Source organism: Pseudonocardia halophobica, assembly GCF_027922425.1.
In the GTDB taxonomy this organism is placed as follows: Bacteria; Actinomycetota; Actinomycetes; order Mycobacteriales; family Pseudonocardiaceae; genus Pseudonocardia; species Pseudonocardia halophobica.
Window position 1 is genome coordinate 23186 of sequence record NZ_BSFQ01000031.1, and the last position, 26763, is coordinate 49948.

General features: G+C 74.8%; 29 protein-coding genes. 6 read left to right on the plus strand and 23 right to left on the minus strand.

What is annotated here, in order from left to right:
• The first annotated feature begins 64 nt into the window (after positions 1–64).
• Positions 65–931 carry a non-homologous end joining protein Ku gene (gene ku, locus PKE99_RS27445; protein ID WP_037046796.1) on the plus strand — a complete coding sequence of 289 codons (867 nt, stop codon included), beginning with the start codon at positions 65–67 and terminating at the stop codon, positions 929–931.
• 9 nt (positions 932–940) lie between these two features.
• Here the strand turns inward: ku and PKE99_RS27450 are convergent, their stop codons facing one another.
• Both PKE99_RS27450 and PKE99_RS27455 read right to left on the minus strand, forming a co-directional pair.
• Positions 941–2017 carry a carboxylate-amine ligase gene (locus PKE99_RS27450; RefSeq protein WP_156067658.1) on the minus strand — a complete coding sequence of 359 codons (1077 nt, stop codon included), beginning with the start codon at positions 2015–2017 and terminating at the stop codon, positions 941–943.
• 49 nt (positions 2018–2066) lie between these two features.
• Entirely contained in the window at positions 2067–2498 is a 432-nt protein-coding gene (locus PKE99_RS27455) for a DUF3040 domain-containing protein (RefSeq protein WP_037046798.1), read from the minus strand.
• 118 nt (positions 2499–2616) lie between these two features.
• Here PKE99_RS27455 and PKE99_RS27460 point away from each other — a divergent pair, with 118 nt between their 5' ends.
• Positions 2617–3624, plus strand: coding sequence for a TIGR03557 family F420-dependent LLM class oxidoreductase (locus PKE99_RS27460; RefSeq protein ID WP_037046799.1), 1008 nt, complete (start codon positions 2617–2619; stop codon positions 3622–3624).
• On the opposite strand, the gene PKE99_RS27465 is transcribed toward PKE99_RS27460, so the two are convergent.
• The 7 genes from PKE99_RS27465 to PKE99_RS27495 form a co-directional block, all read right to left on the minus strand.
• Positions 3602–4282 (minus strand): HAD family hydrolase, encoded by a 681-nt coding sequence (locus PKE99_RS27465; protein WP_037046802.1) that lies wholly within the window; start codon positions 4280–4282, stop codon positions 3602–3604. The genes PKE99_RS27460 and PKE99_RS27465 overlap by 23 nt on opposite strands.
• A 38-nt stretch (positions 4283–4320) precedes the next feature.
• Entirely contained in the window at positions 4321–5325 is a 1005-nt protein-coding gene (gene ligD / locus PKE99_RS27470; protein ID WP_037046819.1) for a non-homologous end-joining DNA ligase, read from the minus strand.
• Between the two features lie 43 nt (positions 5326–5368).
• Positions 5369–7126, minus strand: a complete 1758-nt coding sequence (locus tag PKE99_RS27475) for a phosphatidylglycerol lysyltransferase domain-containing protein (RefSeq protein ID WP_051737548.1) — start codon at positions 7124–7126, stop codon at positions 5369–5371.
• Positions 7127–7229: 103 nt separating this feature from the next.
• A complete protein-coding gene (locus tag PKE99_RS27480; RefSeq protein ID WP_156067659.1) occupies positions 7230–8120 on the minus strand; it encodes a DMT family transporter in 891 nt (296 codons plus the stop codon).
• 144 nt (positions 8121–8264) lie between these two features.
• Positions 8265–9296: an LLM class flavin-dependent oxidoreductase gene (locus PKE99_RS27485; RefSeq protein WP_037046823.1), complete on the minus strand. Its 1032-nt coding sequence runs from the start codon at positions 9294–9296 to the stop codon at positions 8265–8267.
• 78 nt (positions 9297–9374) lie between these two features.
• Positions 9375–10031 (minus strand): DUF1990 family protein, encoded by a 657-nt coding sequence (locus PKE99_RS27490; protein WP_051737550.1) that lies wholly within the window; start codon positions 10029–10031, stop codon positions 9375–9377.
• 47 nt (positions 10032–10078) lie between these two features.
• Complete coding sequence (locus PKE99_RS27495) at positions 10079–10273, minus strand: hypothetical protein (RefSeq protein WP_231498236.1); 195 nt, start codon at positions 10271–10273, stop codon at positions 10079–10081.
• Positions 10274–10337: 64 nt separating this feature from the next.
• Between PKE99_RS27495 and PKE99_RS27500 the strand changes: the two genes are divergently transcribed.
• Complete coding sequence (locus PKE99_RS27500; protein WP_081924206.1) at positions 10338–11126, plus strand: DUF1990 family protein; 789 nt, start codon at positions 10338–10340, stop codon at positions 11124–11126.
• Between the two features lie 250 nt (positions 11127–11376).
• Here PKE99_RS27500 and PKE99_RS27505 read toward each other — a convergent pair whose 3' ends face one another.
• A complete protein-coding gene (locus PKE99_RS27505; protein WP_037046826.1) occupies positions 11377–12078 on the minus strand; it encodes a fasciclin domain-containing protein in 702 nt (233 codons plus the stop codon).
• Positions 12079–12369: 291 nt separating this feature from the next.
• Here PKE99_RS27505 and PKE99_RS27510 point away from each other — a divergent pair, with 291 nt between their 5' ends.
• Positions 12370–12648 carry a hypothetical protein gene (locus tag PKE99_RS27510; protein ID WP_156067660.1) on the plus strand — a complete coding sequence of 93 codons (279 nt, stop codon included), beginning with the start codon at positions 12370–12372 and terminating at the stop codon, positions 12646–12648.
• Between the two features lie 99 nt (positions 12649–12747).
• Here the strand turns inward: PKE99_RS27510 and PKE99_RS27515 are convergent, their stop codons facing one another.
• Genes PKE99_RS27515 through PKE99_RS27525 form a run of 3 tightly spaced genes read right to left on the minus strand, consistent with a single transcriptional unit; the run spans position 12748 to position 14888 of the window.
• A complete protein-coding gene (locus PKE99_RS27515) occupies positions 12748–13518 on the minus strand; it encodes an anti-sigma factor (protein WP_037046829.1) in 771 nt (256 codons plus the stop codon).
• Positions 13515–14129: a sigma-70 family RNA polymerase sigma factor gene (locus PKE99_RS27520; protein ID WP_037046831.1), complete on the minus strand. Its 615-nt coding sequence runs from the start codon at positions 14127–14129 to the stop codon at positions 13515–13517. Before PKE99_RS27520 ends, PKE99_RS27515 begins: the two co-directional genes overlap by 4 nt.
• Positions 14130–14171: 42 nt before the next feature.
• On the minus strand, positions 14172–14888 hold the full coding sequence (locus tag PKE99_RS27525) for a M24 family metallopeptidase (protein ID WP_037046834.1): 717 nt from the start codon (positions 14886–14888) through the stop codon (positions 14172–14174).
• 78 nt (positions 14889–14966) lie between these two features.
• Here PKE99_RS27525 and PKE99_RS27530 point away from each other — a divergent pair, with 78 nt between their 5' ends.
• A complete protein-coding gene (locus PKE99_RS27530) occupies positions 14967–15965 on the plus strand; it encodes a bile acid:sodium symporter (RefSeq protein WP_051737551.1) in 999 nt (332 codons plus the stop codon).
• Here the strand turns inward: PKE99_RS27530 and PKE99_RS27535 are convergent.
• A complete protein-coding gene (locus PKE99_RS27535) occupies positions 15952–16275 on the minus strand; it encodes a putative quinol monooxygenase (protein ID WP_037047113.1) in 324 nt (107 codons plus the stop codon). The two genes, PKE99_RS27530 and PKE99_RS27535, sit on opposite strands and share 14 nt — an antisense overlap.
• A gap of 235 nt (positions 16276–16510) precedes the next feature.
• Between PKE99_RS27535 and PKE99_RS27540 the strand changes: the two genes are divergently transcribed.
• Positions 16511–17752 carry an MFS transporter gene (locus tag PKE99_RS27540; protein ID WP_037046836.1) on the plus strand — a complete coding sequence of 414 codons (1242 nt, stop codon included), beginning with the start codon at positions 16511–16513 and terminating at the stop codon, positions 17750–17752.
• A gap of 290 nt (positions 17753–18042) precedes the next feature.
• On the opposite strand, the gene PKE99_RS27545 is transcribed toward PKE99_RS27540, so the two are convergent.
• The 9 genes from PKE99_RS27545 to PKE99_RS27585 form a co-directional block, all read right to left on the minus strand.
• Positions 18043–18444: a DoxX family protein gene (locus PKE99_RS27545; RefSeq protein ID WP_037046838.1), complete on the minus strand. Its 402-nt coding sequence runs from the start codon at positions 18442–18444 to the stop codon at positions 18043–18045.
• 40 nt (positions 18445–18484) lie between these two features.
• Positions 18485–18622 (minus strand): hypothetical protein, encoded by a 138-nt coding sequence (locus PKE99_RS27550; RefSeq protein WP_197040663.1) that lies wholly within the window; start codon positions 18620–18622, stop codon positions 18485–18487.
• 58 nt (positions 18623–18680) lie between these two features.
• Positions 18681–20507: an L-lactate permease gene (locus tag PKE99_RS27555; protein WP_051737552.1), complete on the minus strand. Its 1827-nt coding sequence runs from the start codon at positions 20505–20507 to the stop codon at positions 18681–18683.
• 75 nt (positions 20508–20582) lie between these two features.
• Complete coding sequence (locus tag PKE99_RS27560) at positions 20583–20774, minus strand: ferredoxin (protein ID WP_037046841.1); 192 nt, start codon at positions 20772–20774, stop codon at positions 20583–20585.
• Positions 20774–21949 (minus strand): cytochrome P450, encoded by a 1176-nt coding sequence (locus PKE99_RS27565; protein WP_037047116.1) that lies wholly within the window; start codon positions 21947–21949, stop codon positions 20774–20776. The genes PKE99_RS27560 and PKE99_RS27565 overlap by 1 nt, the downstream gene beginning before the upstream one ends.
• A 214-nt stretch (positions 21950–22163) precedes the next feature.
• Positions 22164–22736: a DinB family protein gene (locus PKE99_RS27570; protein WP_037046844.1), complete on the minus strand. Its 573-nt coding sequence runs from the start codon at positions 22734–22736 to the stop codon at positions 22164–22166.
• Between the two features lie 82 nt (positions 22737–22818).
• Entirely contained in the window at positions 22819–24165 is a 1347-nt protein-coding gene (locus tag PKE99_RS27575) for a (Fe-S)-binding protein (protein WP_231498237.1), read from the minus strand.
• Positions 24162–25280, minus strand: coding sequence for an FAD-binding oxidoreductase (locus PKE99_RS27580; protein ID WP_037046847.1), 1119 nt, complete (start codon positions 25278–25280; stop codon positions 24162–24164). Before PKE99_RS27580 ends, PKE99_RS27575 begins: the two co-directional genes overlap by 4 nt.
• Entirely contained in the window at positions 25277–26731 is a 1455-nt protein-coding gene (locus PKE99_RS27585; protein ID WP_037046850.1) for an FAD-linked oxidase C-terminal domain-containing protein, read from the minus strand. The genes PKE99_RS27580 and PKE99_RS27585 overlap by 4 nt, the downstream gene beginning before the upstream one ends.
• Between the last annotated feature and the right edge of the window lie 32 nt (positions 26732–26763).

Sequence of the window (26763 nt, forward strand, 5' to 3'; positions counted from 1 at the left end):
ACGGGGCGCGCCGGCGGGTACACGACCGTCGCCCGGGCCGGCCGGGCGGGACGAGGGAGGCGGCGTGGCACGCGCGATCTGGACGGGCTCGATCACCTTCGGGCTGGTGTCGATCCCGGTGGGGCTGTTCACCGCGACGGACGACCACACCGTGCACTTCCACCAGTTCCAGCGGGGCACCTCGGACCGCATCCGCAACCAGCGGGTCAACGAGCGCACCGGCGAGGAGGTCGACTACGGCGACGTCGTCAAGGGGGCGGAGGTCGGCGACGGCGAGTACGTCGTGGTCGAGCAGGAGGAGCTGGACCAGATCGCGCCCGGCCGCTCCCGCACCCTCGACATCACCGATTTCGTCGACCTCGCCGACATCGACCCCGTGTACTACCAGCGCACCTACTGGCTGGCCCCGACCGGCGACGAGTACCGCAAGCCCTACGCGCTGCTGCGCGAGGCGATGATGCAGGGCGACAAGGCCGCGATCGGCACGTTCGTGATGCGCGGCAAGGAGTACCTGGCCGCGGTGCGGGCCGACGGCGCGGTCATGGCCCTGCACACCCTGCACTTCGCCGACGAGGTCCGGGACCCCTCGGAGCTGGACAACGTGCCGACGCGCCGGACCAAGCCGGGGGACAAGGAGCTGAAGATGGCCACGCAGCTCATCGAGGCGATGAGCGGGCCGTGGAAGCCCGACCAGTACCGCGACACCTACCGCGACCGGGTCGGGAAGCTGATCGAGGACAAGAAGCAGGGCAGGGAGATCGTCACCGAGTCCGAGCCGCCCGAGCCCACCGAGATGTCGGCGCTGCTGGAGGCCCTGCAGCGCAGCGTCGAGGAGGCGCGCGGGAAGAAGTCGGGCAAGTCCGGCGGAAGCAGGTCGGGCGGGGGCAAGTCGGGCGGGAAGTCGTCCGGCTCCCGACGCAAGGCCTCCTGACCGGCCCCGTCAGTCCCGGGCGGCGAGCGCGTCGAGCACCACGGCGCGGAGGTCGCCGCCCTTCTCGAACGCGCGGCGCTGGTGGGTGGCGCCGGGACGGCGCGCCGCCAGGGCGTGCCAGAGCTCGCCGACCGTGTCGAGGTCGCCGGCGTCGTCCAGGGCGGGGCGGACGTGGTCGACCAGGGCGCGCACGACGTCCGCCGCCGGGGCGGGGCGCCAGGTGCGGGGGTCCAGCAGGTCGTCGTCCAGCCCCGATCGGCTCGCGCGCCACGCCGCCAGCCGCAGGACCTCCGTGCGCACCGGATCGGCGGGGACGCCGACCGCCCACTCCCGGGCCGCCGTCTCGACCAGGGCGCGGGTCAGCGCGGCGACGAGGACGGCGTCGGCCGGCTCGCGGCAGACGTCCGCCACCCGGACCTCGAGGGTCGGGTGCTGGTGGGAGAGGCGGGCGTCGAAGTAGAGCATGCCCTCGTCGAGCAGGGTGTCGGTGCCGAGCAGGGCCTCGGTGAGCTCGCGGTACGCGGCGGCGGAGCCGTAAGGACCGGTCGGGCCCGCCGAGGGCCAGCGTCCCCACACCTGGCTGCGGAAGCCCGCGTAGCCGGTGTCGGCACCCGACCAGAAGGGCGAGTTGACCGACAGCGCGATCAGCACCGCGAGCCAGGGCCGGATCCGGTCGAGCGCGCCGACGGCCTCCTCGGCGGAGTCGACGGCGACGTGCACGTGGCAGGCGCAGGTCAGCTGCTGGCGGCCGGTGCGGCCGAAGCGCTCCACCATCGCGCGGTAGCGGGGGCTCGGGGAGACGTGCGCGTCGGCGGCGACGGGCGGCGTCGCGAGCGGCACCGCCTCCACGCCCGCGGCCCGGGCGGCCCGGGCCGCCTCCGCGCGCCGGACGTGGATCTCGCCGAGCAGGTCGCCGAGGTCGCGCACCGGGTCGGTCGCCGTCTCGACCTGCTCCGCCTGCAGCTCCGCGGTGAGCTCACCCTCCCCGGCCCGGCGCAGCACGGTCGAGCCGACCGCGCGCGGTTCCCCCGAGTCGGGATCGACCAGCAGGAACTCCTCCTCGACGCCGAGCGTCCGCACTGCCACGGGGTCAGTATCGCGGGCCCGGCGGAGCCGGGCCCGGGCGGTGCGACGATCAGCCGCCGCGCCCGGTCCGGCGCAGGGAGCGGCACCAGAACCCGCCCGCGGCCCCGAGTGCCGCACCGATCAGCGCGTAGCCCGGCCGCCCGGCGAGCAGGCCGACGATCAGCCCGATCGCGGACATCACGGCGAGCACGGCGATCGCCGCGATCTCGGGGGCGGCAGAGGGCGGCTCCTCCTCGTCGTCCTCCTCCCCGGTCTCGCCGGCGCCGTCGGGGCCGCCGTCGGCCGCCGCCGGGGCGGGCGCAGCCGCCCCGAGCAGCGGGTCGGGAACCGGGGCCGCGGCCGCGGGCCGGCCGGGGCTCGGCTCGACGGCCCCGGGCACCTCCCTCGGGTCCGCCGTGAGCTGCCGGGCGAGCCGGGGGTCCTCGTGCTCGAGGTACCTGCCGATCGCCGCGAGGGCCGCCCGTTCCTTGCTGCTGAGCACCGTGTGCTCCTCTCGTCCGGATCGCGCGGCTCGACTACCCCGGACCGGCGGTCCGAACCGCTCCGGGTGCCACCGGTCGTGACCGAGTCGCCCGGCCCCCGGCGGGTACCCGCCGGCCATGACCTCCTTCGGCTACACCCTGATGACCGAGCAGCGCGGGCCCCGTGAGCTCGTCGCCGACGCCGTCGCCGCCGAACGGGCCGGGTTCGACTTCGAGGTGATGAGCGACCACTACTTCCCGTGGCTCGACGAGATGGGCCACGCCCCGTACGCGTGGAGCGTCCTCGGCGCCGTCGCGACCGCGACCGAGCGGGTCGGCCTCATGACCTACGTGACCTGCCCGATCATGCGGTACCACCCCGCCGTCGTCGCGCAGAAGGCGGCGACGGTCGCCCTGCTGTCCGAGGGCCGGTTCACGCTGGGGCTGGGGTCCGGCGAGAACCTCAACGAGCACGTCGTGGGGCGGGGCTGGCCGACGGCCGACGTCCGCCAGGAGATGCTCGACGAGGCCGTCACGATCATCCGCGAGCTGTTCGCCGGCGGTTACGTGACCTTCGAGGGGAAGCACTTCCGCGTCGACTCGGCGAAGCTGTGGGACCTCCCGGAGGACGGCGTCCCGCTCGCGCTCGCGGTGTCCGGCGCCCAGTCGGTGAACCGGTACGCGCCCGTGTCCGACGCGATGGTGGCCGTCGAGCCCGAGCCGGACCTGGTGCAGGGGTGGGACCGGGCCTCCGGTGCCGACCTGCCGAAGATCGGCCAGCAGCCGATCAGCTGGGGCCCGGACCCGGACGCCGCCGTCGAGCGGGCGCACTCCCTGTTCCGCTGGTTCGCCGGCGGGTGGAAGGTCAACGCCGAGCTGCCCGGGACCGCCGGGTTCGCCGCGGCCACCCAGTTCGTGCGCAAGGAGGACGTGGCCTCGGCGATCGCCTGCGGGCCGGACGTCGCGGCGCACGTCGAGGCGGTCCGCCCGTTCGTGGAGGCCGGGTTCACGCACGTCGCGCTGGTCGAGGTCGGCGGTGAGATGCAGCCGGACTTCCTCGAGTTCGCGCGCACCGAGCTGCTGCCGGCGCTGCGTGAGGAGTACGGCGAGGCGAAGGACCCCGCTATCGGCGTGCGAGCGCGCTGACCAGGTGCTCGCGGAGCTCCGGGACGGACTCGAACACCTCCCGGGCGCCCGCCTCCCGCAGCTCGTCGACGGAGAAGCCGCCGGTCCGGATCGCGTAGCCCGCGTACCCGGCCCGGTGGGCAGCCTCGAAGTCCCACACCGAGTCGCCGACGACGAGGGCGTCGCGGCCCTCGACCTTCTCCACCGCCACTCCGATCAGGTCGGGCTGGGGCTTGGTCTGCTCGACGTCCTCGCTGCTGGTCCAGGCGTGGGCGAGCTCGCGGCCGCCGAAGAGGTCGAGGTAGGCGTCGACGTGCTCGGGTTTGCCCGAGCTGGCCAGCACGACCTTCAGCCCGGCGTCGCGCAGCGCGGTGAGCAGCTCGCGCACCCCCTCGAAGGGCCGGATCTCCTCGAGCAGGGGCTGGAACTCCTCCGCCCACGCCTTGCGGGCGGCGTCGCCGTGCTCGGACTCGAACTCCTCCCCGGCGACGGCGGGGACCAGCTGGTCGCCGCCCATCCCGATCGCCCGGTGCAGCCGCCAGACCGGCAGCGTGACGTCGAACCGCCGGAACGCGCGGAACCAGGCCAGGGCGTGGTGGTAGTTCGTGTCGACGAGGGTGCCGTCGACGTCGAGCACGGCGGTGTCCACGGCGGTGTCCACGGTGGTCTCGGGAGCCATGGGGGCCGGGTACCCGCGCGGCGCCCCGTGACTCGCGCTCACGCCGGGGGTTCCTCGCGCACGACCTCGCGGGGTTCCTTGTCGTCGCGCAGGCCGAGGTAGCGGGGATGCCGCAACCGGCCGTCGCGGGTCCACTCGGTGAACCCGATCTGCGCGACGAGCTCGGGCCGCAGCCAGTGCGTGCCCTTCTCCCGGACGGTGCCGGCGAAGGGCGAGCGGTCGGCCGCGAGCCCGTCGAAGCGCTCCCGGAGCCGGTGCAGAACGCGCCCGTCGAAGCCGGTGCCGACCTTGCCCGCGTAGTGCAGCCCGTCGCCGTCGTACACGCCGACGAGCAGCGCGCCGAAGCCCTGCCGCGAGCCCGTCGGGTCGGTCCACCCGCCGACGACGAACTCCTGCTCGCGGACGCACTTGAACTTCAGCCAGTCGTCGGACCGCTTCCCGGGCCGGTACGCGGAGTCCGCGCGCTTGGCGATCAGCCCCTCCCACCCGCGGGCGCAGGTCTCGGCGAGGTACGCCTCGCCGTCGGTGTTGCGGTGGGTGGAGAAGCGGACCGGGTCGGCGAAGTCGACCGCCGCGCGCAGCAGCCGCTTGCGGGTGCGCAGGGGCAGGGCGGTGACGTCGCAGCCCGAGACGACCATGACGTCGAACAGGTAGACGAACACCGCCACGCCGGTGGCCCGGGCCCGGTCGGGGTCGTGCAGCCCGAGCCGCGCCTGGAGCTTCGAGAAGCTGGTCTGCGGGCCGTCGAAGGCCACGATCTCGCCGTCGGCGACGAGCGCCGGCCCGCGGCCCAGCGCCTCCGCGATCTCCGGGTAGGTGTCGGTCATCGACTTCTCGGAGCGGGACCAGATCGTGGTGCCGTCGCCGTCCCGGACGACCACCGCCCGCACGCCGTCGAGCTTCCGCTCGTAGATCCACTCCGGGTCGGAGAAGTGGTCGGCGGTCAGCGTCGCGAGCATGGGGCCGACGAACCGGGCCTCGGCGGGCCGCAGCCCGGCCCGCTCGTCCGGGTCGAGCAGGTCGAGCGGATCGGTGGTGGCCATGGCCGATGCCTACCGCCTCCCGGCGATCGGCGCACGTCCTCCGTCAGCGGCGCAGCATCCGCAGCAGCGCGGGCGGGCGGCCGCCGAACCCCTCCGCCTCGAGCATGGCGAGCAGCACCCTGGGCAGGTCCCGGACGGCCGGGAAGAGCAGGAAGCGGGGCACCCAGCAGGGCCGGAACTTGGCGTTGAACCGGTAGAGGCTCTCGATCTGCCACCACCGCGACGCGACGTGCAGGATGCGCGCCCACAGCCGCGCGACCGGCCCGGCGCCCAGCCGCTGCCCGCGCTCGAGGGCGCCGCGGAACACCGCGAAGTTGAGCGAGACCCGGGCGATCCCGTTTCCGCCCGCCCACCGCACGACCTCGACGACGAGCTGCTCGGTGAGCCCGCCGTCCGCCGCCGGGTCGCGGCGCATGAGGTCGAGGGAGAGCCCGTCGCGGCCCCACGGCACGAACTGCAGCAGGGCGGCCGGGACGCCGTCGCGGTGCGCGACGGCCAGGACCGCCTCGCCGTCCGTGCCGTCGGCGGTGCGGGAGAGGGCCATGGAGAAGCCGCGCTCCTCGGCGTCGCCGCGCCAGCTGCGAGCCAGCCGGGCGAGCTCGGCCCGCTCCTCCGGGTCGATCTCCCGGAGCCGCCGGACGCGGACCGTGAAGCCCGCCCGCTCGGCGCGCGCGACGGTCTGCCGCACGCCGCGCATGGTGCGGCCCTCGAGCGTGAACCCCGCCGTGTCCAGCACCGCCTCGTCGCCGAACTCCAGCACGGAGAACCCGGCCCGGGCCCACGCCGTCGCCCCGTCCTCGGAGCACGCCAGCACGGCCGGCACCCAGGCGTGGGCGACCGCCCGGTCGAGGAACGCGGCGATCGCCGCGTTCCACTCGCCCTGCTCGCCGAGCGGGTCCCCGGAGGCCAGCGCGACCCCGGCCAGCACCCGGTAGGACACCGCGGCCCCGCCGCTCGGCGCGTAGACGACGGTGCGGTCGCGGCGCAGCGCGAAGTAGTCGAGCGAGTCCGGGTCGGGGCGGCGGGCGAGCATGGCCCGCAGCCGCGCCTCGTCGGCAGGCTCGAGGCGGGACTCGGGCTCGGGGGAGCGGAGCAGGAAGTACCCGGCGCCCAGCACCGCGAGCACACCGAAGGTCAGCCCGACGGTGGCGGTGAGGTCGTCGAGCCACATCCCGTGGGCGGTGAAGGCGACCGGGCCGGACACCCCGACCAGCGCGAGCAGCGCCTGGTCGAGCTGCGCCGAGGCCGAGGTGCCGGGGGCCAGCCGGTGCGGGTTCAGCGCGAGGAACAGCCACACCACGCCCACGCCCGCCACGGCGAACTGCACCAGCACCCGCGCCGCGCGGGTGACCCCGCCGGGATCGGAGCGGGCCGGGAACGACCGCCGCGTGACGACGAGCAGGCCCAGCAGCAGCGCCGTGACGGCGGCGGCCACCGCGGCGTGCCCGTGCGCCGGGCCGATCACCCGCGCGAGGTTGACGGCGGTGAGCGCCGCGGTGATCACCACGGCGAGCGCCCAGGCCCGCCGCTTGCGGCGGCGCAGCCCGGCGGCCAGAAGCAGCATCCCGACGCCCGCCACCACCGTGACGACGACCTGCCCGACCCCGACGATCTCCGGCAGGCCCACCGAGGCCCGGAACGGCTCGCCGAGCATCCGGCGCGGTCCGGCGAGCAGCCCGCCCGCGAGGGCGAGGATCCCGACGACGCGCGAGGACCACACGACCAGCCCGACCGCGGTCGCCCCGGCCAGGGCGCGGGCGGGCACCCGCGGCAGCGTGCGGGCCGGGGCGGGACGGGTCATCGCGCCCGCCCCGGCGTGCGGGACGCGATCGGCGCCGGTGCCATGGGGCGCACCATACGACCTCCCCACGGCGGGCACACCGGTCCCCGGACCCGGCCGCGCCTCAGCCGCGCGAGCCTGCGGGCACCGGCAGCGGGTCGAGGGGCGGCGGCACGGCCACCGCCGGCCGGCGGGCGGAGAGCAGGCCGACGCCGACGGCCGTCACGACCAGTCCGGCGAGGCCGAGGGCGAGGGTCAGCGGGGTGGTGCCGAAGGGCTCGCCGAGCACCAGCACGCCCATCGCACCGGCCGTCAGCGGGTCGAGGAGGGTGAGGACGGCGAGCGGGGCGCCCAGCCCGCCGCCGCGGTAGGCGTGCTGCGCGAGCGCGGTGCCGATCAGCGCGGCCGCGGCGGTCACGGCGATCCGCCCGAAGCCGAGGTGGCCGACCAGCAGGGTCTTGGTGGTCGCGGACGCGACGCCGAAGCACAGCGCGGCGCCCACGGCGTAGCAGACCGCGGCGCCGCGGGGCAGCCGGCGACCGCACAGCAGCCCGCCGGCCGCCGCGGCCGCGACCAGCGCCGCCAGCACGCCGACGACCGTCCAGAAGCCCAGGCCGGCGCCCGGCGGGGGCGGTGCGCCGTGCGGGCCGTGGTGCGGCACGGCGGCGAGCACCGCGGGCAGGCCCAGCGCCACGCACAGCACCCCGGCCCACGAACGCGGGGTGATCGCCGTGCGGTTCACCCGCGCTCCGAGCACGAGGGCGATCGCCAGGCAGGAGACCCCGATCGGTTGCACGACGACGAGCGGTCCCGCGGCCAGGGCGGCGACGTGGAGTGCCGCCCCGGTCAGCGTGGCACCCACGGCCGCCCACCACAGCCGGCGGCGCAGCAGCCGGGCCATCAGGCCGAGCCCCGCCGCGGACTCCCGGGACGCCTCGCGCTCCTGCAGCACCGCGGAGATCGCGTAGAACACCGCCGAGGCGACCGCGAGCAGGATCGCGAGGGGGATCAGCACCTCCGCGAGGATACGGGCCGCGCCGGGGTGCACCGGGCCGCCCCGCACGGGAATCGGCAGTTTCGATGAACCCGCCGCCGGGATCGTCCCGCCCCGCGCCCGGCCGTCCGCTTCGGGACGTGACCGGGATCGGGTGGCCGGGGATCAGGCGGCCGCCGCGGGCCGCCAGCCGATCGCCGGCGCCAGCCGGGTCGCGATGTCGCCGAGGATCTGGACGTAGTCCTGCTGCGCGAAGCTGAACGGCAGCGCGAACACCACCTCGCGCACCGCCCGGAACCCGGCGTGCGCGTACAGCTGCGCGGCGATCTCCTCGGACGGGCCGACGAGGTCGCGGGCGAACAGCATCCCGGCCGGGCCCTGCGGGGCGACCGTGCGCGGCAGCCGGGCCTCGGCGTAGGCCTCGTACTTCGCGCGCTGCTCCGGCGTGGCCGAGTCGGTGGGCACGACCACGAGCCCCTGCGACACGCGGGCGGCCGCGCCGGCGGGGTGCGCCGCCCGGAACGCGTCGATGTGGCCGCGCTGGATCTCGGAGAAGTCGGTGCCGCCGCCGTCCCCGGCCCGGACCACGCTGCTGGTCAGGAAGTTCATCCCCTGCTCGCCGGCCCGCCGCGCCGAGCCGAGGCCGGCCGCGCCGTACCACACACGGCCGCGCAGCCCGGGGGAGTGCGGTTCCACCCGGTCGGAGAAGACCTCGATGCCCTGCGTGCCGGAGAACGAGCTCGCGGTCTCGCCCGCGATCAGCCGCAGCAGCCGGGACACCCGCTCGGGGCTGAAGTCCTCCCGGTCCGCGGTGTCCGGGTACAGCGAGCCCTTGACGTCGTCGAAGTGCATCGGCGGCCCGACGCTCACACCCGGGTTGAGCCGGCCGCCGGACAGGACGTCGACCGTCGCCAGGTCCTCGGCCAGCCGCAGCGGGTTCTCCCAGCCGAGCGGGATCACCGCCGTGCCCAGCTCGATGCGGCGGGTGCGCTGCGAGGCGGCGGCGAGCACCGCGACGGGCGAGGAGATGCCGTACTGCAGGTGGCGGTGGCGAACCCAGGCGCTGTCGAACCCGAGCTCCTCGCCCAGCTCGATCATGCGCAGGGTCGTCTCGTGGCCGGCACCCGGATCGGCGCCGTCGAACGAGCCGATCGTGAGGAATCCCAGCTTCTCCAGCGGTTCCGACGGCGCGGGCATGCGTCCATCATGATCCGCGGGCGCGCGCGGCGGGTGTGGGGGTGACGGGCGACTCCCGGTCGGTGACCCGGACCGGGCTCAGGGACACATCCCGGGCCGGACGAGGTCGACGGCGAACCGGTCCCGCCACCGCTCCGGCCGCTCACGGGGCACGATCACCAGGCCGACCTTCGGCTCGTCGTCCCCCGGCGGGTTCGCGTCGATCAGCTCCCGCACACGCTGTCCCACCCGCCGGTAGAACTCCAGCTGGAGGGTGCGCCCGAACAGTCTCCAGCCGAGCCGGAGGATCGGGTTGGGCACGGGACCGCGGCGGGAGTAGGCGTGGATCCAGAAGGTGACGCGCCCCGTCTCCGGGTCCTTGGCCACCTCGTAGCTCAGCCGGCCCTGCTCGAGGTGCCCGCACAGCGTCTGGTAGGTCCAGCCCCACACGCGCTTGCCGTCGCGGACCGTGTCGTAGGCGTCCGTGACCCGGACCGGCATGAGGAAGCGCAGGAACAGGAACCGGCCCTCCAGCACCATGTCCCGGCCGAGCAGCGGGTCGTCGCGCCGGTAGATGCCCCGGAGGATGCGGTCGTCGGTGAACTCGTAGTTGCGCACGATCCGGCAGGCGCGTTCGAAGGGCCCGTCGCGCTCGGGCGGACCCGGGGCCTCGGTGCCGAGCTCGGCGTAGCCGGAGTCGACGTGCCAGTGCGGGTCGTCCGTCGTGGTGGGCGCTTCGTCCTCGGCGTAGTTCACGTCGAGGCCGGCGAGGTGGACGACCTCCGCCTCCAGCGCCGCGCGGTTCAGCGGGACTCCTCGCGCCGCACCGACTCGCTGATCAACCAGAAGGTCGGCGGCCAGAGCCCGACGAACAGGGCGCGTCGCTCGGCGTTGCCCCGTTCCTCCTGGTCGACCGTCTTCGCCCGCATCCACAGCCCGATGCAGAGCGCGATGCAGCCCAGCGACACGCTCTGCAGGTGGATCGCGCGTACGCCCACGCGCCGGAGGATCGTCCCGATGGTCACGCGGCATGGGTTCCCGCTCGTCGGGTACTCACACTCGATGCTCCGTTCCCATGCCCACCGGCCGGCGACGGGCTCGCGACGGTCCCGCCGGGTCGGCGCGGTCGTCCGCTGGCCCGTCGGCGTCGGCATCGTCGCGTGGCGCTACCTCTGGCGGACGACGGTCACCCACCGCATCGAGGAGCCGGGGGACGACTCCGACCTGCCGAAGCCGCTGCCGGCGGAGGTGTGCGACGACCGCGTCCAGCACGTCGAGGACGGCCACGGGGACCTGCTGCACCGCACCTACTCGGTGCGCATCGGCGGCGGCGAGCGCACCCCGGAGCAGCTGCTCATGCTGCTCGCGGCGGATCCCAACGCCTGGTCGCCGTCGGGGATGGCGGTGTTCCGGCGGACGCGGGGCACGGACGGCGCCATGACGGTGGGCGACGAGTTCCTCATCCGGCTGCCCGGGCCGTGGGACGGGCCGGTCCGCGTCGTCGGGTCCGGGCCGCGGCACTTCCGCCTCGCGACACTGGACGGGCACCTGGAGGCCGGGCAGATCGAGTTCCGCACCGAGGAGGCGGGGGAGGACGTCCGCTTCGTCGTCGAGTCCTGGGCCCGCCCGGGCGACCGGCTCTCGCACCTGCTGTACGACCAGGTGCTGATCGCCAAGGAGGTGCAGCTCGTGATGTGGACGCACGCGTGCCTGCGCGCGGCACGCCTGGCCGGCGGGCGCCCCCGCGGCGGCCTCACCGTGCGCACCCGGCGGCTCCGGGTGGACGGGGACGGGACGCCCACGACACGCTCGGGCGACACGGATCGGACGGATTCCCCGGGACAGGTGTAGACGGCGCGCGGGGCGGGGATCCCGGGGACCGAGGCACTCGGAGGCCACGCACAGGGGCACAGAGACCGCGACTGTCCGTCGTTGGGGAGCGGATCGGGCAGTCCTTCGGGCCGGGGTCGCCGTGATCGGGGTGGCGGCCCCGGCCTCGCCCTGTTCCGGCCTTGATCGACCTGGACTCCCGATCCCCGTGATGCACCGAGACGCCGAGGGGCGGGGACCGGCCGGTCCCCGCCCCTCGTGCGTGCGCGGGTCAGCCCGCCGGCATCAGGACCTTGTCGATGACGAAGACGGTGGCGTTGGCGGTCGGGATGTTGCCGCAGAGGACCTTCGCGGTGTTCCCCCGCCCGTCGGTCACGGTCGGCGCCTCGGGGGTCCCGCCGATCGTCACGGTGCCCCCGGCGAGCTCGGTGGTGGTGCCGGCGGCGACGAGGCCCTCGGCGTCGTAGCGCTGCGGCACCACGTGGTACGACAGCAGCCCGCCCAGCTGCTGCTGGTTCGCCAGCAGGCCGTTGAACGCCTGGTCGCCCAGCTGCGTCTTCACCTGGTCGAACGCGCCGTTGTACGGCGCGAACACGGTGATGCCCTGCTGCGAGTTCAGCGTGTCGGCGAGGCCCGGGACTTTCCCGACCGCGGTCACGAGCGTGGTGAGCAGCGGGTTCGTGCTCGCCGCGCTGGCCACCGGCTGCGGGCCCATGTTGTTCAGCGAGCCGGGGGCGTCCCCCTGCGGCAGCTGGTTGCAGGCCGGCCCGAAGACGTCCGCGTTGGTGGTCACGCCGTCGCCCGCGGCGGCCGACAGCGGGGCGGCCGACATCGGAGCCGCCGACATCGGGGCCGAGGCCATCGGCGACGCCGGCGCGGCGGCGGTCGAGGAGCCGGACCCGCCGCACGCGGCGAGACCGAGGCCCAGGGCGGCGACCGCACCGGCGGCGGCGAGCCGGAAAGGCTTCTTCATCGTGTTCTCCCGTGGTTCCCGGCCCGGTTCCTCCGGGCCCGTCGTCGATTTCTTCGACGGGTCCCGGGAATGCGGTTCGTGCTTTCCGTGCTTCGTTCTCGCCGCGGATCCGGTTCGTCCCCGGAAGGCTGGTTGGTCCCCGTCGCCGCCGGGAGCAGGGCACCGACCTCCGGGTCTAGGTGTCCTGTGCAGCTATCGGCGACTCTGTCGAATGACCATGCGGGAGGTCCTTACGACCATGACGGCCGAGGCGCATACTCGCGCCGCTCTCGACACCTGGAGGAGGTCGTCATGCATTACGGAGTGGTACACGACATCCGCGACCCCGCGGGATGGGACCGCGTGATGAGCAGTAATCCCACCCTTCCGGAAGGCTTCGTGCTCCTCGCGAGCGTCACGCAGGACGACGCCGCGCGGGCGATGTGCATCTGGGAGGCACCGAGTCTCGACGGGCTGCAGCAGCTGCTGGACGGGGCGTTCGGCGACGCGGTCGTGAACGACTGCTTCGTCGCGGACCCGGCCCGGTCGGTCAACCTGCCGGCGGCGCGGCCGGAGGCCGCACCGACCTGATCCGACGGGGCGCGGCAGTGCGCACGGGCCCGGGTCGGGGGACGCCCCGCCCCGGGCCCACTGCCGTCGACGGCGGTCATCGGAGCCGTTGCGCCCGGCTCACACGACCTGGCCGCTCGCCACGACCCGGCTCGGGGTCGCGGGGGCGACCCGGCCCGGTTCGAGCGACACGGCGTAGGCGGTGAAGGTGCCGCCCGCCGGCAGGGTGGTGACGTCCGTGTGCCCGGAGGTGGCGTCGAACGTGCCGAGCGGCACGGGGGCCGCGCCGGTGGGGGCTCCGACACCCCACAGGACGTAGACCGAGCCCGCGCGGTCGTTGGTCGGGAGGTCCGCGACCACCACGCGCCGGATGCCGGCGCCGGTCACCACGGCGGCCACCGGCCGCCCGTGCCCGTCGGCCAGGGTGGCGTGGGTGCTGCCGGGCGCGTCCAGCCCGGTCACGAGCCGCCCCAGGTCGCGGGCCTGGGCCACCTCGGCGTCGCGCTGCTCGTGCAGGTCGGCGGTCTGCCCGGCCAGCCCGCCCACGGCGATCACGCACGCGGCGGCGGCCGCGACACCCCACCATCGACGGCGCGACCACCGGGGCCGGGGCTCCTCGGACGGTGGGTCGACGCCTGCCGGGAGGCCGGGCGGGAAGTCCCTGCGCGCGGCGTGCAGGATCCGGTCGCGCAGCCCGGCGGGCGGCGGCACCGGCGGCACCGTCCGCGCCACGCCGGCCAGGACGGCGTCGTGCCGGCGCAGGGCGACGGTGCACTCGGGGCAGCGCCCGAGGTGCGCGCGGACCGCGAGCTCCTCGTCGGGTTCCAGGGCGTGCAGGGCGAAGCCGGCGACCTGGCGGCTCATCGGGCAGGGCGGGGCGGCCGTGCTCACCGGACGTCGTCCTCGCCGAGGACCGGCCCGAGGGCGGTGCGCAGCCGGCCGAGGCCGGCGAACATCCGGGACTTCACCGTGCCGAGCGGCACGCCGGTGAGGGTGGCGACCTCGCGCTGGGTGTAGCCGCCGAAGTAGGCGAGGGCGAGGGCGTGCCGCTGGTCGGCGGGCAGCGCGTCGAGCGCGGAACGCACCGTCCCGGCGGCGACCGCGCCGAGCGCGTCGACGTCGGCGCCGGGCAGCCGGGGGAGGGCGAGGTCGGTGTCGTCGTCCATCGGCACCGTGCGCCGGCGCGCGGTGTCCTCGCGCCGCACCAGGTCCACCGCCTTGTGGTGGACCAGCGTCATCAGCCAGGTCGAGGCCCGGCCGCGGCGCGGGTCGAAGCGGCCCGCCTCGCGCCAGACGGCGGTGAAGGCCTCCTGCACGGCGTCCTCGGCCAGCGCGTCGTCGCCGCAGATCCGGCGGGCGAGCGACCAGGCCTGGCGGCCGTACCGGTCGTAGAGCCGGGCCAGCGCGTCGCGGCGGCCCTCCGCGACACCGGCGAGGAGATCGACGGAGTCGTCCGGCCCGGACGTCCGGCCGGTGCGCGCGGCGGCCTCCCTGTGGTTCACGCCCGACGTTCGCGCCCACCGGTCGGATCGGTTCGGGACGCGTCAGCGGTGCAGCGTGAGGAGCTGCTCGAAGAACCCGCCGAAGCAGCCCTCGCGGTCGACGAGGTGCACCTCGAGGATCCAGTGGCACTGCCGGCCCGACGGGTCCGTGCGGCGCATGGCGTGGTCGCTGCCCGGCGCGATGTAGCTCTCGATCCGCTCGCCGTCGATCCACTCGTGCGGGAACTCGCCCACCAGGTGGCCGCTGTGCGCGCCGCCGAACTCCCAGCCCGCCTCCTCGGCCAGCCCCACGACGTGCGCGTACAGCTCCGTGCCGCTGATCTCCGGGTGCGCCTCGAAGTGGGCGCGGCCGGCGTCGAAGATGCGCGGCAGGTCGTCGCGCAGCCGGTGCTTGACCGGGTCGTCGCCCAGCACGAAGGTGCGCCCGAAGTCCGCCTCCCACTCGGCGAAGATCGGCCCGAGGTCGAGGAAGACGATGTCGTCCGCCTCGATCAGCCGGTCCGGCGGGTTCTCCTTGTAGGGCAGCAGCGTGTTCGGGCCCGAGCGCACCACCCGCTTGTGCCAGTGCCGGTCGGTGCCGAAGAGCTCCGCGCCGAGGTCGCGCACCCGGTCGCTCACGGTCCGCTCGGACTCGCCCGGCGCGATCAGCCCCCGCCGCCCGGCCTCCTCGAACAGGTGCAGGGCCTTGCGCTCCGCCTCGACCAGGTTCCGGGCCCGGGCCTCCTCGTCGACGGGTGCGGTGCCGGTCGCGTCGCTCATCGATCGCCTCCTCGCGTCACCCCGACCCTAGGTCGACTTCCGGCGCGCTTCTAGGCTCGCACCTGAGGAGGGGATCGGGTGGTCGGTCGGCTGGAACGGCACCAGGTTCCGCTCTACGTCGCCGCGGTCGTGGCGGGGGTGGCGCTCGGGTTGCTCGCGCCGGCCGCGGGCCCGGGTCTCGCCGTGGCCGTCGGGCCGGTGCTCGGCGCGCTCCTGTACGTGACGTTCCTGCAGGTCCCGGCCCGGGAGCTCGCCCGGTCGCTGCGGGCCGGCCGGTTCCTGGCGGCGGTGCTGGTCGTCGACTTCGTGGTGGCGCCGCTCGTGGTCGCGGCGATGACGCCGTTCCTGCCCGCGGACGTCGCGGTCCGCACCGGCGTGCTGCTGGTCCTGCTCGCCCCGTGCGTCGACTACGTCGTGGTGTTCACCGGGCTGGCCGGCGGGAGTGCGGGCCGGCTGCTGGCCGCCACGCCGTTGCTGCTCCTGGCCCAGATGGCGCTGCTGCCGGTGCTGCTGGGGCTGCTGCTCGGGCCGGCGGCCGCCGGGGCGATCGAGCCCGGGCCGTTCGTCGAGGCGTTCCTCGGGTTCATCCTGCTGCCGCTCGCGCTGGCGTGGCTCACGCAGTGGTGGGCGGCGCGGCACCGCAGCGGGGAGGTGGTCGCGGGCGCGGCCGGGGCGGCGATGGTGCCGTTGATGGTGGCGACGCTCCTGCTCGTGGTCGCCTCGCAGGTCCCGGCGCTGGGCGGCGCCGGGGCGGTCCTCGGCGCCGTGCCCTTCTACGTGGCGTTCCTGCTGGTCATGGTGCCGCTGGGGGCGCTGATCGCCCGGCTGTTCCGGCTCGGGACCGCCGACGCCCGGGCCGTGGCGTTCACGGGCGCGACGCGCAACTCGCTCGTCGTGCTGCCGCTGGCCCTCGCGCTGCCCGCCGGGCCCGTCGTCGCGGCGACGGTGGTGGCGCAGACGCTCGTCGAGGTCGTCGGGATGGTCGTGGCGGTGCGGGCGGTGCCCCGGGTGGTGGCGCTGCTGCTCCGCGGGACGCCGGGGCGCCCCGCGGAGCAGCCCGGGCCTACTCGGGGGTGACCTCGGCCATGTCGTTCCAGGCCTCGCCGTCGAGGTCCTGGTAGTTGATCTTCGGGCGCTCGGCGACGACCGTGCCCATCCACGGGAAGAAGTTCTGGGCGTGCTCGGTCTGGACGTGCGCGGAGCCGGCGTCGCCGTCGCGGAAGGTCTCGACGATCGCGAACTCGTTCGGCGTGGTGCCGCTCTCGTAGAAGTCGAACGAGACGTTGCCCGGCTCCGCCCGCACGTTGTCGGTGTACTCCTTGATGCCGGCCAGCCAGTCCTCGCGCTTCGCGGGCTTGATCTTCACCTTGAGCACGATCAGGATCACGGCCACCTCCAGGGTCGATGGGGTCGGCCCCGGGCACCCCACCCGGGACGGTGGGGGCAGCCTCTCACCCCCGCGCCGCGGGCGGTGTCTCAATCGGCGACGGCCCGCCCGTCGGGTGAGGACGCCGGCGCGGGCCACCGCCCGTCGCGCCGCTTCCGTTCAACGGAAGCTTGCCCTGACAAGCGTCGCGTACCCCGCTCATACTCCGGCGATCCGGACACCGAGGGAGGGTTCCATGACAACGGAGTCAGCAGGGACGTCGGGCGGGGCGGGGGCGCGGGCGGGCTGGGTCGCGCCGCTGTGCTGGTCCGCCGTGGCGCTCGAGGGGTTCGACCTGGTGGTGCTGGGGGTGGTCCTCCCGTCGCTGCTGCGTGACCCGTCCTGGGGGCTGAACCCTGCGTCGGCCTCGCTGATCTCGGTGGTGGGCCTGGTCGGCGTCATGGTGGGCGCGCTCGCCGCCGGCCCGCTCACGGACCGCTTCGGCCGCCGCTCGATGCTGCTGGTCACCGTGACGTCGTTCTCGGTGCTCACGCTGCTGTGCGCCTTCGCGCCCGGGCCGGTGCTGTTCGGCGTGCTGCGGTTCCTCGCCGGGCTCGGCCTCGGCGGCGTGCTCCCGGTGGCGATCGCGATGGTCAACGAGTTCGCCCGCTCCGGCCGGGGCGGCAGCGCGACGACCGTCCTCATGACCGGCTACCACGTCGGCGCCGTGCTCACCTCGCTGCTCGGCATCCTGGTCATCCCCGGGCTGGGCTGGCGGGCGATGTTCGTGCTCGGCGCGCTGCCCGCGCTGGTGCTGGTGCCGCTGGTCTGGCTCCGGCTGCCCGAGTCGATCCCGGTCGAGCGCGGGCCTGCCGCGCGGCGCAACCCGATCGCGACCCTGTTCCGGGGCGGCTACCTGCGCGCGACGCTCGCCTTCTGGATCACCTCGTTCATGGGCCTGCTGCTGGTCTACGGCCTGAACACCTGGCTGCCGGAGATCATGCGCTCCGCCGGCTACGCGCTCGGCGCGGCGCTGGCCCTGCTGCTGGTGCTCAACGTCGGCGCGATCCTCGGGCTGCTCCTCGCCGGCCGCGTCGCGGACAAGATCGGCGTGCGCACCTCGACGATCGCCTGGTTCACCGCCGCCGCGCTGTTCCTCGCGCTGCTGTCGATCAAGCTGCCCGGCGTCGGCGTGTACGTGAGCGTGCTGCTCGCGGGCGTGTTCGTGTTCAGCTCGCAGGTGCTCGTGTACGCCTACGTCAGCCAGTACTACCCGGCCGAGGCGCGCGCCACGGCCATCGGCAGCGCCTCCGGCGTCGGTCGGCTCGGTGCGATCTGCGGCCCGGTGGTCGGCGGCACCCTGCTCTCGGCGGGCCTCGCCTACCCCTGGGGCTTCTACGCCTTCGCGGTCGTCGCGGCCGTCGGAGCGGTCTCGGTCTCGGTGGTCGGGCGCATCCGCTCCACCGACACCCCCGACCGCCGGATGGAGACCGCCTGAGCAGGGTCCGGACGCCGCCGTCGACGCTGGTGCGCTCCATGGACACGTGCGGAGCTGCGAACCAGCCGGGTGTGTGGCGGGCCTGCTGCGTGGGCCACCGAGCCCTTCATGATCGTCGCTATCGGAGCGGAAGCCGCGCTGAGCGCGGGTCTCGTTCCACGGCCAGTGATCATGGTCAGGGCCGTACGGGACCGACCGCCGCGTGCCGGACCGGGTCCGCGGAGCACGCAGGAAGACGGGCGCGCCGGGGACCCCTCGACCCCGGCGCGCCCGCGAACCCGCGGTTCCGCTCAGCGGCGGAACAGCGCCGCGATCTCGTGCCGGCGCACCCACGCGATCAGGGCGAACAGCACGCCCAGGATGATCGGCGTGTAGACGTACTCGGCCATGCCGATCACGAAGACCTGGAAGAGCGCCGCGCCGATCATGAGCGCCACGAGGCAGGCGGCGGCGAGGCCCGCGAGCACCGGGATCATCAGGCCGATGCCGCCCGCGACCTCCAGCGCCCCGATGACGTAGCGGAACCAGTCGCCCGCGCCGATGGCGTCGAAGGTCTGCACGGCCGTGGCCTCGCCGAACAGCTTCGGCGCGCCGGAGGCGACGGCCATGAACAGGCCCAGCACGACCTGCAGGACGTACAGGGCGATCCGGCCCTTGCTGCGGGCGGGGGCGGCGGTACCGGCGGCGATCATGGTCTCGGTCCTCTCGGTCGGTGCGGCATCTGCCGCGCTGTCAGAGGGGAGACCGCACTTCCGCCGGGAACTCATCGCCGCCGGCCCCGAGTTCCCCGCGGAGGATCACCTCGGGGTCCGCCGGCCGCTCCAGCAGCGCCTCGTCCGGCGGCGCGAACCCGAAGCGCGCGCGCTTCACCCCGGCCACCCTCGCAGGCGCTGCACGGCGGGGCAGCCGGATTCGGCGCGCGGCCTCCTTACGGCAGCATCCAGCCCAGCACCGGCGTGGACTGCAGGTAGATCAGGATCGCGAGCAACAGCAGCATGCCGAGGCTCCACCCGACGACCTTCCGCAGCAGCACGCCCTCCTGCCCGTCGAGCTTCACCGCGGCGACGGCGATCGTCAGGTTCTGCGGCGACAGCATCTTCCCGAGCACGCCGCCCGACGAGTTCGCGCCGGCCAGCAGCTCCGGCGGCAGCCCGGCCGAGTTGGCCGCGGTCACCTGCAGGGAACCGAACAACGCGTTGGCCGACGTGTCCGAGCCCGTCACGGCGACGCCGAACCAGCCGAGGATCGGGGACAGGAAGGCGAGGGCGCCGCCCGCGCCGGCGATCAGCAGGCCGATGGCGGTGGTCTGGGCCGAGGCGTTCATGACGTAGGCCAGGGCCAGGACCGCGGCGACCGTGAGGATCGCCCACTTCAGGTCCGCGACCGTGCGCCCCCAGATCCGGACGGCCTCGGCGGCACCGATGCCGAGCACCGCCGCGACGATCACCCCGGCGATGAGCATCAGGGTCCCGGCGGTCGACAGCCAGGTCAGCGAGTACTGCGTGGTGCTGCTGGGCTTGCCGTTGGCGGCCACGACGTCGAGGCCCGGCCAGTGGAACGCCAGCTTCAGCTTGTCGACGGCCGGCTTGATCCCCGGCAGCTGTACGAGCGCGAAGACCAGCACGATGATCACGTAGGGGGCGTAGGCGCGACGGATCTCACGGGGATCGTCGACCCTGGCGCCCGACCGCACGGTCGCGACCGCCTCGCCGCCCTCGGGCGAGCTCTCGGCGGGGACGGGCCCACCGGTCGGCCGGGGCCCACCGCGGCCGGACCCGCCGGTGCCCTCACCGGAGGAGTCGGGACCGCCCGCCCCGACGAGGCTCCCGCCGCCGGCCCCGGGCTCGACGTCGGGCTCGGCCTCCGCGCCCGTCCGGCGCGCGGCCCACGCCGCGTGCGGCATCGCCCGGGCGACCACCACGACGGCGATCGCGGAGAGCAGCGCGGCCAGGATGTCCGTCAGGGGCACGGAGATGTAGTTCGACGTGACGAACTGGACGATCGCGAAGACGACGCCGGACACGACCGCGGGCACCCACGCCTCCCGCACACCCCGGCGCCCGTCGACCAGGAACACCAGCACCAGCGGGACGAACAGGGCCAGGAACGGGGTCTGCCGCCCGACCATCGAGGCGACGTCGTGGAGCGGCAGTCCGGTCACCTGCGCGAGCGTGATCACCGGGACACCCATCGCGCCGAACGCCACCGGCGCGGTGTTCGCGACGAGCGCCAGCACGGCCGCGCGCAGCGGCCGGAAGCCGAGCGCCATCAGCATCACCGACGAGATCGCCACCGGCGCGCCGAAGCCGGCCAGGGCCTCCAGCAGGGCGCCGAAGCAGAACGCGACGAGGATCGCCTGGGTGCGCCGGTCCGAGGACAGCGCGCCGAAGCTGCGGCGCAGCACGTCGAAGTGCCCGGTCGCGACGGTCATGTTGAACACCCAGAGGGCGTTCACGACGATCCACATGATCGGGAACAGTCCGAAGAACGCACCGTGCGCGGCGGCCAGCAACGACATGCCGAACGGCATCGCGAAGCCCACGATCGCGACGGCGAGCGCCGCGACCAGACCGGCCAGCGCCGCCCACTGGGCCCGCACGCGCAGCACCCCCAACGAGAGGAGCACCACCGCGAGCGGGATCACGGAGACCAGGGCGGACCACCCGAGCGATCCGCCCACGGCCTTCGGGTCCTGCTGGTAGACCGCCAGGACCGGCCCCGCCAACTGTCCGGACAACACCGTCGCAGACGTCATGGTCGCGAAGTGTGCGCCGCGTCACCCCACTCGGCAGGGTGGACTGGGCCGAACGGGTGGCGGGGTGGCCGGGTCTCAGTCCTCGGTGATCGACAATGCGCCGGACGGGCAGGCGTCGACCGCCGCGCGCACCTTCCCGTCCGTGTCCGGGTCCTCCTCCAGGAGGACCACGATGCCGTCGTCGTCCTGGTCGAACACCGCGGAGTCGGTCATCACGCACATGCCCGCGCCGATGCACACACCGCGGTCCGCCCTGAGCGCGCCCATCACGCTCCTCCCCACGTCACGGGCAGGCTCTCCATCCCGTAGACGACGTTGAACGACCGGAACCTACGATCTTCGCCGGCCGGCCGCAGGTCCGGGAACCGCTGCAGCACCGCGGGGAAGGCGATCCGCATCTCCATGCGGGCCAGCGGTGCGCCGAGGCAGTGGTGCACCCCGTGCCCGAAGGCGACGTGCCCGAGCGCGCCGCGCCGGACGTCGAGCCGCTCGGGATCCTCGAGCAGGGCGGTGTCGCGGTTCGCGGCCGGGATCGAGAGCATCACCAGCTCGCCCTCCGCGATCGGCTGCCCGGCGATCTCGGCCGGTCCGGTCGCGGACTTGATCGTGCCGGAGTGCACGATCGACAACCAGCGCAGCAGCTCCTCGACGGCGGGCCCGATCGCGTCCGGGTCGTCCCGTACCAGGGCGAGCTGGTCGGGGTGGTCCATCAGCGCCAGCGTGCCCAGCCCGAGCATGTTCGACGTGGTCTCGTGCCCGGCGATCAGCAGGAGGTTCGCGATGCCGATCAGCTCGTCCGTGCTGAGCTCCTCGCCGTGCTCGCGCACCAGCATGCCGAGCAGCTCCTCGCCCGGCTCCGCCCGCTCGCGCGCGACGAGACCGGCCATGTAGTCGCGCTGCTCCTCCTGGGCCCGCATCCGCTCGTCCATCGGCGACGACAGGTCGAGCAGCCGCGCGCTGCGCCGCTGGAACTCCGCCCGGTCCCCGTACGGCACGCCGAGCAGCTCGCAGATCACCAGCGACGGGACCGGCAGCGCGAAGTCGGCGACCAGGTCCGCGGGCGGCCCGGCCTGCTCCATGGCGTCCAGGTGCTGGTCGACGATCTCGCGCACCCGGGGCTCCAGCCGGGCCATCCGCCGCCCGGTGAACTCCGGGGTGAGCATCCGCCGCAGCCGGGTGTGCGCGGGCGGGTCGAACGCCAGCAGGTTCCCGGCCCGCAGCCGCGCGATCTCCTCCGGGCTCCGCTCCGGCATGCCCGGCGGGCGGAACGCGCCCTGCCACTCGTTGCTGAACCGCCCCGCGTCGCCGAGCACCTCCCGGACGTCCGACCAGCGCGTGACCAGCCACGCCTCCAGCCCGAAGGGCGTGCGGACCTTCCGCACCCCGGCCCCGTCGCGGATCGCCCCCAGCTCGGGCGCCGGGTCGAAGCCCACCCGCTGCATGTGCAGCGGCAGCTCCTCGACCCCTCGTGCACCCGGCCCCCTGGCGGTCCGCCCGGTGCTCTGCGCGGTGCTCTGCGTGGTGGTCCGTGCGGTCTCCGTCATCCGGCCTCCCCCATCGGCTCGCCCCTCCGGCCACTCTCACACCGCGTCCGCGGCCGGGCACGCACTGCGCTGAGAGGGTGCTGAGCGAGTCGGACATCCCGGGCGCCGACGCTCATCCGTGCAGGTTCCGGTACAGGTCCCGCAGCAGCAGGATCTCGGCGCCGTGGTGGATGGCCTCGCGCTGGATGTGGAGCACCAGGTCCGCCATCGGGAACTCGGCGAACGGGCCCTCCGCCGGCCCGCACGGCCGGGCCAGGCCCGCGTCGTCGAGCGCCTCGACGCCGCCCGTCCAGGCCGCGTAGGCCCGGTCGAGCTGGCGCAGGGCCTCGGCGGCGGTGCCGGCGTAGGCGTGCTCCTCGTAGGAGGTCGGCGGCCCGCCGAAGTGCGCCGCCGCCCGCACGCCGAACACCCCGACGATCAGGTGCGCCATCCGCCACGCGATCGTGGTCAGTGGCGGGGGATCGGGTTCGGGAAAGGCGAAGTCGACCCGGAAGTCGCCGGTGCCCGCCTGGACCGCACCCGGTGCGGGCCGCCCGGCGGGGCGGACGCTCCACCCCGGCGCGGGCTCCCAGAGGTACTCCTCGTCCGTCAGCCCCTCGAGCTTCGGCCGCAGCAGCGCCTGCCAGTGCCAGGAGAGCTGCTCGGCCAGCTGCGTGGTGGCGGTGCGCGTCGTGGTGTCCGTCATGCTCGCGCACGCTAGCCCCGGCCCCCGACAGTTCCCGGCACGGTGAGTGGTGCCGGAGCACCACCCACCGCGCACGGGTGGCTCAGCTGCGGGGGACCGGGACGTTGCGGATGCTCGCGTCGAGCAGCTGGACCGGGTGCAGCAGCGGCAGGGCCCCGTCGGTGCCGTCCTTGAGGTGCTTGCCGATCTGCAGCAGGCAGCCCGGGTTGGCGGTGACGACGACCGCGGGCTCGACCGACCGGACGTTGTCGGCCTTCCGCTTGCCCAGCTCGTCGGCCGCATCGGGCATGATCATGTTGTAGATGCCCGCGGAGCCGCAGCACAGCGCCGCCTCCGGGATGTCGAGCAGCTCCAGCTCGGGGATGCTGCGCAGCACCTCCCGCGGCTGCGTGCGCACGCCCTGGGCGTGCCCGAGGTGGCAGGCGTCGTGGTAGGCGACCCGCGCCGCGACGGGCGAGCGCGGCGCGCGCGGGCCCAGCTCGGCGAGCACCTCGTGCACGTCGCGGACCCGCGCGCTGAACTCCTTCGCCCGCACCGCCCACTCCGGGTCGTCGGCGAGCAGGTGGGCGTAGTCCTTCATCGAGGACCCGCAGCCGGCCACGTTGGTCACCACGTGGTCGACGTCGAGCCGCTCGAACCGCTCGATCGTCCGCTTGGCCCGGGCCAGCGCCGGGTCCTCACGGCCGGCGTGCAGCTCGAGCGCCCCGCAGCACTGCTGGTCGCGGGGGACGAGCACGTCGAGCCCCTCGGCCGAGAGCACCCGCACGGTGGCCTCGTTGACCCGGTGGAAGAACACGTCCTGGACGCAGCCGGACAGCAGCGCGACCCGGCCGCGCCGGTCCCCGACGGCGGAGGTGTGCACCGGCAGGGTCGCGAAGGCCTCCCGCACCGTGACGGGCGGGAGCAGCGACTCCAGCGCGGCCAGCCGGCCGGGGAGCTTCGCGGCGAGCTTCCGGACGGCCGGCACGGCGGCGAGCTTCTGGTACAGCGCCCCCGGCAGGGCGGCCGCGCGCAGCCGCCGCTTGTACGGGAACAGCGCGAAGATCGCCTCGCGGAACAGCCGGTCGGAGGGGGTCCGCGGCACGTTGCGCTCGAGCTGCGGGCGCACCGACTCGAGCAGCTTGTCGTACTGCACGCCCGACGGGCACGCCGTCACGCACGCCATGCAGCCCAGGCAGGCGTCGATGTGCTGGCGCAGCGGCCCCTCCAGGCCGATCTCGCCCTTCTCGGCGAGGTCCATGAGGTAGATGCGCCCGCGCGGCGAGTCCATCTCCTCGCCCCACAGCTGGTAGGTGGGGCAGGTCGGCAGGCAGAAACCGCAGTGCACGCAGTCGTCGAGCAGCTCCCGCGAGGGCGGGTGGTGCTCGTCGAAGGCGCTCGGGCCGGTCTGCGGCAGGTTGGTGTCGGCGGAGCCGGCGGGTGTGGTCACGAGATCTCCCACGGGTCGTAGCGGCCCGGGCCGAACCGGCCGTCCGGGTCGAACCGCTGCTTGACGGCCTTGAGCACGGCGAGGGCGGAGGGCGGCGGCCCCCACGCCGGGGCGTCGAGGTCGGCGGGGCGCGACCGCAGGACGCTCGTCCCGCCGGCCGCGTGGACGGCGGCGTGCGCCTCGGCGACCGCCGTCCCGGGTACGGAGACGGTGGCCACCCCGGTCCCGAGGCCCGCGGTGGCGGCCGCGGCCGGCAGCCCCTCCAGCACACCCGGCAGGACCGAGGGCTTCACCCCGATCCGCAGCACGGCGGCCCCCTCCGTTCCGCGGGTGAGGGCCGCGTGCTCGCCCCACACGTCCGCCTCGGCCACGGCCGCCCCGTCGCCGAGCAGCCGGGTGAGCCGCTCCAGCCGGGCCGGCAGGGCCTCGTCGGTGGAGTCGATGCGGACCAGCAGCCGGCCCGAGCTCAGCCACTCGACGGCCGTCGGCTCCAGCTGCGAGGCCAGCACCTCGCGCCCGAGCCGGGCCGCCTCGGCGAGGTCGCACTCCACCACCACGGTGCCGACGGCCTTCGGCACCGGGTGCAGCCGCAGCACGACCTCGACCAGCGCCCCGAGGGTGCCGTAGGAGCCGTGCAGCAGCTTGGCCAGGTCGAACCCGGCCACGTTCTTGATGACGTGCCCGCCCGAGCGGACCACCGCGCCGTCGGCGAGCAGCGTGGTGGCCCCGATGACGAGGTCGCGCAGCGTGCCGTGGACCAGCGCGGACGGCCCGGCGTCGGCCGTGGCCACCAGCCCGCCGACCGTCGCCCCGTCGGCCACCCGCGCGGCGTCGAACGACAGGTGCTGGCCGTGCTTCGCCAGCTCCTCCTGCAGCGCCCGCAGCGGCGTCCCGGCGTGCACCGAGACCGTCATGTCGCCCGGGTTGTGGGTGATGACGCCGCTCAGCCCGGTGGTGTCGAACACGGCGTCGACGGGCCCCAGCCGGCCCGCCCAGTCCGCGGCCGTCCCGGCCCCGGCGACGGAGATCCGGCCGGCGGTGTCGAGGACGGCCTCGCGGGCCTCCTTCAACGACGCCGGCTTCAAGGCCGTCAGGGTCCCCTCCCGATCACTCATAGCCGCTCGATCACTCCCGACTCCTCCAGCGGGTGCGGCCGGTACTTCCCGGGCCGTTCGCCGCACAGCCGCGGCGTGGGCAGGACCTTGCCCGGGTTGCAGATGCCCTCGGGATCGAACGCGTCGCGCACCCGCTGCATCACCGCGAGGTCCTCCTCGCCGTACATCTTCGGCATCGAGCACGCCTTGTCCGTGCCGATGCCGTGCTCGCCGGACAGCGACCCGCCCAGCTCCACGCAGAGCTCCGCGATCGCCCCGGACAGCTCCTCGGCCCGCTCGGTCTCGCCCGCGGCGGCGCTGTAGAGGACCAGCGGGTGGAGGTTGCCGTCGCCGGCGTGGAAGACGTTGGCCACCCGCAGGCCGGCCTCGTCGCCCATGTCGGCGATGCGGCCGAGCACCTCGGCGAGCCGGGTCCGGGGGACCACGCCGTCCTGCACGAAGTAGTCCGGCGAGATCCGGCCGACCGCGGCGAAGGCCGCCTTGCGCCCGCGCCAGATCGCCGCCCGCTCCTCCGGCGAGCCCGCGATGTGCAGCCGGGTGCAGCCGTGGGCGTCGCAGATCTCCTTGACCTGCGTGAATTCTGCGTCGCACTGCTCGATCGGGCCGTCGAGCTCCACGACGAGCGCGGCCGGGACGCCCACCGTGTAGCCGGCGTGCACCGCCTCCTCCGCCGCCTCGATCGCGAGCGTGTCCATCATCTCGACGGCCGCGGGCACGATCCCGGCCGCGACGATGTCCGAGACCACCTCGCCCGCCTCGGCGACCGACGGGAAGTCCGCCAGCAGCGTCCGCACCGTCTCCGGGGTGCGCAGCAGCCGCACGGTGATCTTCGTGGTGATCCCCAGCGTGCCCTCGGAGCCGAGGAACACCCCGCGCAGGTCCGGGCCCTGCTGCTCGGGGGAGTCGCCGCCGAGGGTGACCAGCTCGCCGTCGGGCAGCACGACCTCCATCGACAGCACGTGGTTCGTGGTGAACCCGTACTTGAGGCAGTGCGCGCCGCCGGAGTTCTCCGCGACGTTGCCGCCGATCGTGCACACCTGCTGCGAGGAGGGATCGGGCGCGTAGTAGAGCCCGTGCGCCGCGACGGCCGCGGTGATCTCCAGGTTGGTGACCCCGGGCTCGACGACGGCGCGCCGGTTCTCCGGGTCGACCTCCAGCACGCGCTTCAGGCGGGCCAGGGAGATCACCACGCCGTCGGCCACCGGGAGCGCGCCACCGGAGAGCCCGGTGCCGGCGCCGCGGGCGACGAACGGGACCCCGTTGCGGTGACAGGCCTTCACCGCCCGGGCGACCGCCTCCGCGTCGCGGGGGATGAGCACGATCTCGGGACGGACCCGGTACCCGGTCAGTCCGTCGCACTCGTAGGCGCGGGTCTGCACGGGGTCGTCGACGACGTCGTCGGGGCCCAGGGCCGCGACGATCGCGGCGCGGGCCACGGGATCGAGGGCCATCTGACCTCCTTGTCACGGCTCGTGGTGGGAAC

Excerpts from the sequence above, each read along its gene's own strand:
- PKE99_RS27525 (WP_037046834.1), bottom strand. The coding sequence starts at position 14,888 with ATGAGCGACGCGACCGGCACCGCACCCGTCGACGAGGAGGCCCGGGCC.
- PKE99_RS27560 (WP_037046841.1), bottom strand. The coding sequence starts at position 20,774 with ATGGGCGCGCTCAGGGCGGACCGCGGTGTGTGCATCGGCGCGGGCATG.
- PKE99_RS27505 (WP_037046826.1), bottom strand. The coding sequence starts at position 12,078 with ATGAAGAAGCCTTTCCGGCTCGCCGCCGCCGGTGCGGTCGCCGCCCTG.
- PKE99_RS27565 (WP_037047116.1), bottom strand. The coding sequence starts at position 21,949 with ATGCAGCGGGTGGGCTTCGACCCGGCGCCCGAGCTGGGGGCGATCCGC.
- PKE99_RS27585 (WP_037046850.1), bottom strand. The coding sequence starts at position 26,731 with ATGGCCCTCGATCCCGTGGCCCGCGCCGCGATCGTCGCGGCCCTGGGC.
- PKE99_RS27540 (WP_037046836.1), top strand. The coding sequence starts at position 16,511 with ATGACAACGGAGTCAGCAGGGACGTCGGGCGGGGCGGGGGCGCGGGCG.
- ligD (WP_037046819.1), bottom strand. The coding sequence starts at position 5,325 with ATGGCCACCACCGATCCGCTCGACCTGCTCGACCCGGACGAGCGGGCC.
- PKE99_RS27545 (WP_037046838.1), bottom strand. The coding sequence starts at position 18,444 with ATGATCGCCGCCGGTACCGCCGCCCCCGCCCGCAGCAAGGGCCGGATC.
- PKE99_RS27580 (WP_037046847.1), bottom strand. The coding sequence starts at position 25,280 with ATGAGTGATCGGGAGGGGACCCTGACGGCCTTGAAGCCGGCGTCGTTG.
- PKE99_RS27465 (WP_037046802.1), bottom strand. The coding sequence starts at position 4,282 with ATGGCTCCCGAGACCACCGTGGACACCGCCGTGGACACCGCCGTGCTC.
- PKE99_RS27485 (WP_037046823.1), bottom strand. The coding sequence starts at position 9,296 with ATGCCCGCGCCGTCGGAACCGCTGGAGAAGCTGGGATTCCTCACGATC.
- PKE99_RS27460 (WP_037046799.1), top strand. The coding sequence starts at position 2,617 with ATGACCTCCTTCGGCTACACCCTGATGACCGAGCAGCGCGGGCCCCGT.
- PKE99_RS27510 (WP_156067660.1), top strand. The coding sequence starts at position 12,370 with ATGCATTACGGAGTGGTACACGACATCCGCGACCCCGCGGGATGGGAC.
- PKE99_RS27555 (WP_051737552.1), bottom strand. The coding sequence starts at position 20,507 with ATGACGTCTGCGACGGTGTTGTCCGGACAGTTGGCGGGGCCGGTCCTG.
- PKE99_RS27570 (WP_037046844.1), bottom strand. The coding sequence starts at position 22,736 with ATGACGGACACCACGACGCGCACCGCCACCACGCAGCTGGCCGAGCAG.
- PKE99_RS27500 (WP_081924206.1), top strand. The coding sequence starts at position 10,338 with ATGCTCCGTTCCCATGCCCACCGGCCGGCGACGGGCTCGCGACGGTCC.
- PKE99_RS27475 (WP_051737548.1), bottom strand. The coding sequence starts at position 7,126 with ATGACCCGTCCCGCCCCGGCCCGCACGCTGCCGCGGGTGCCCGCCCGC.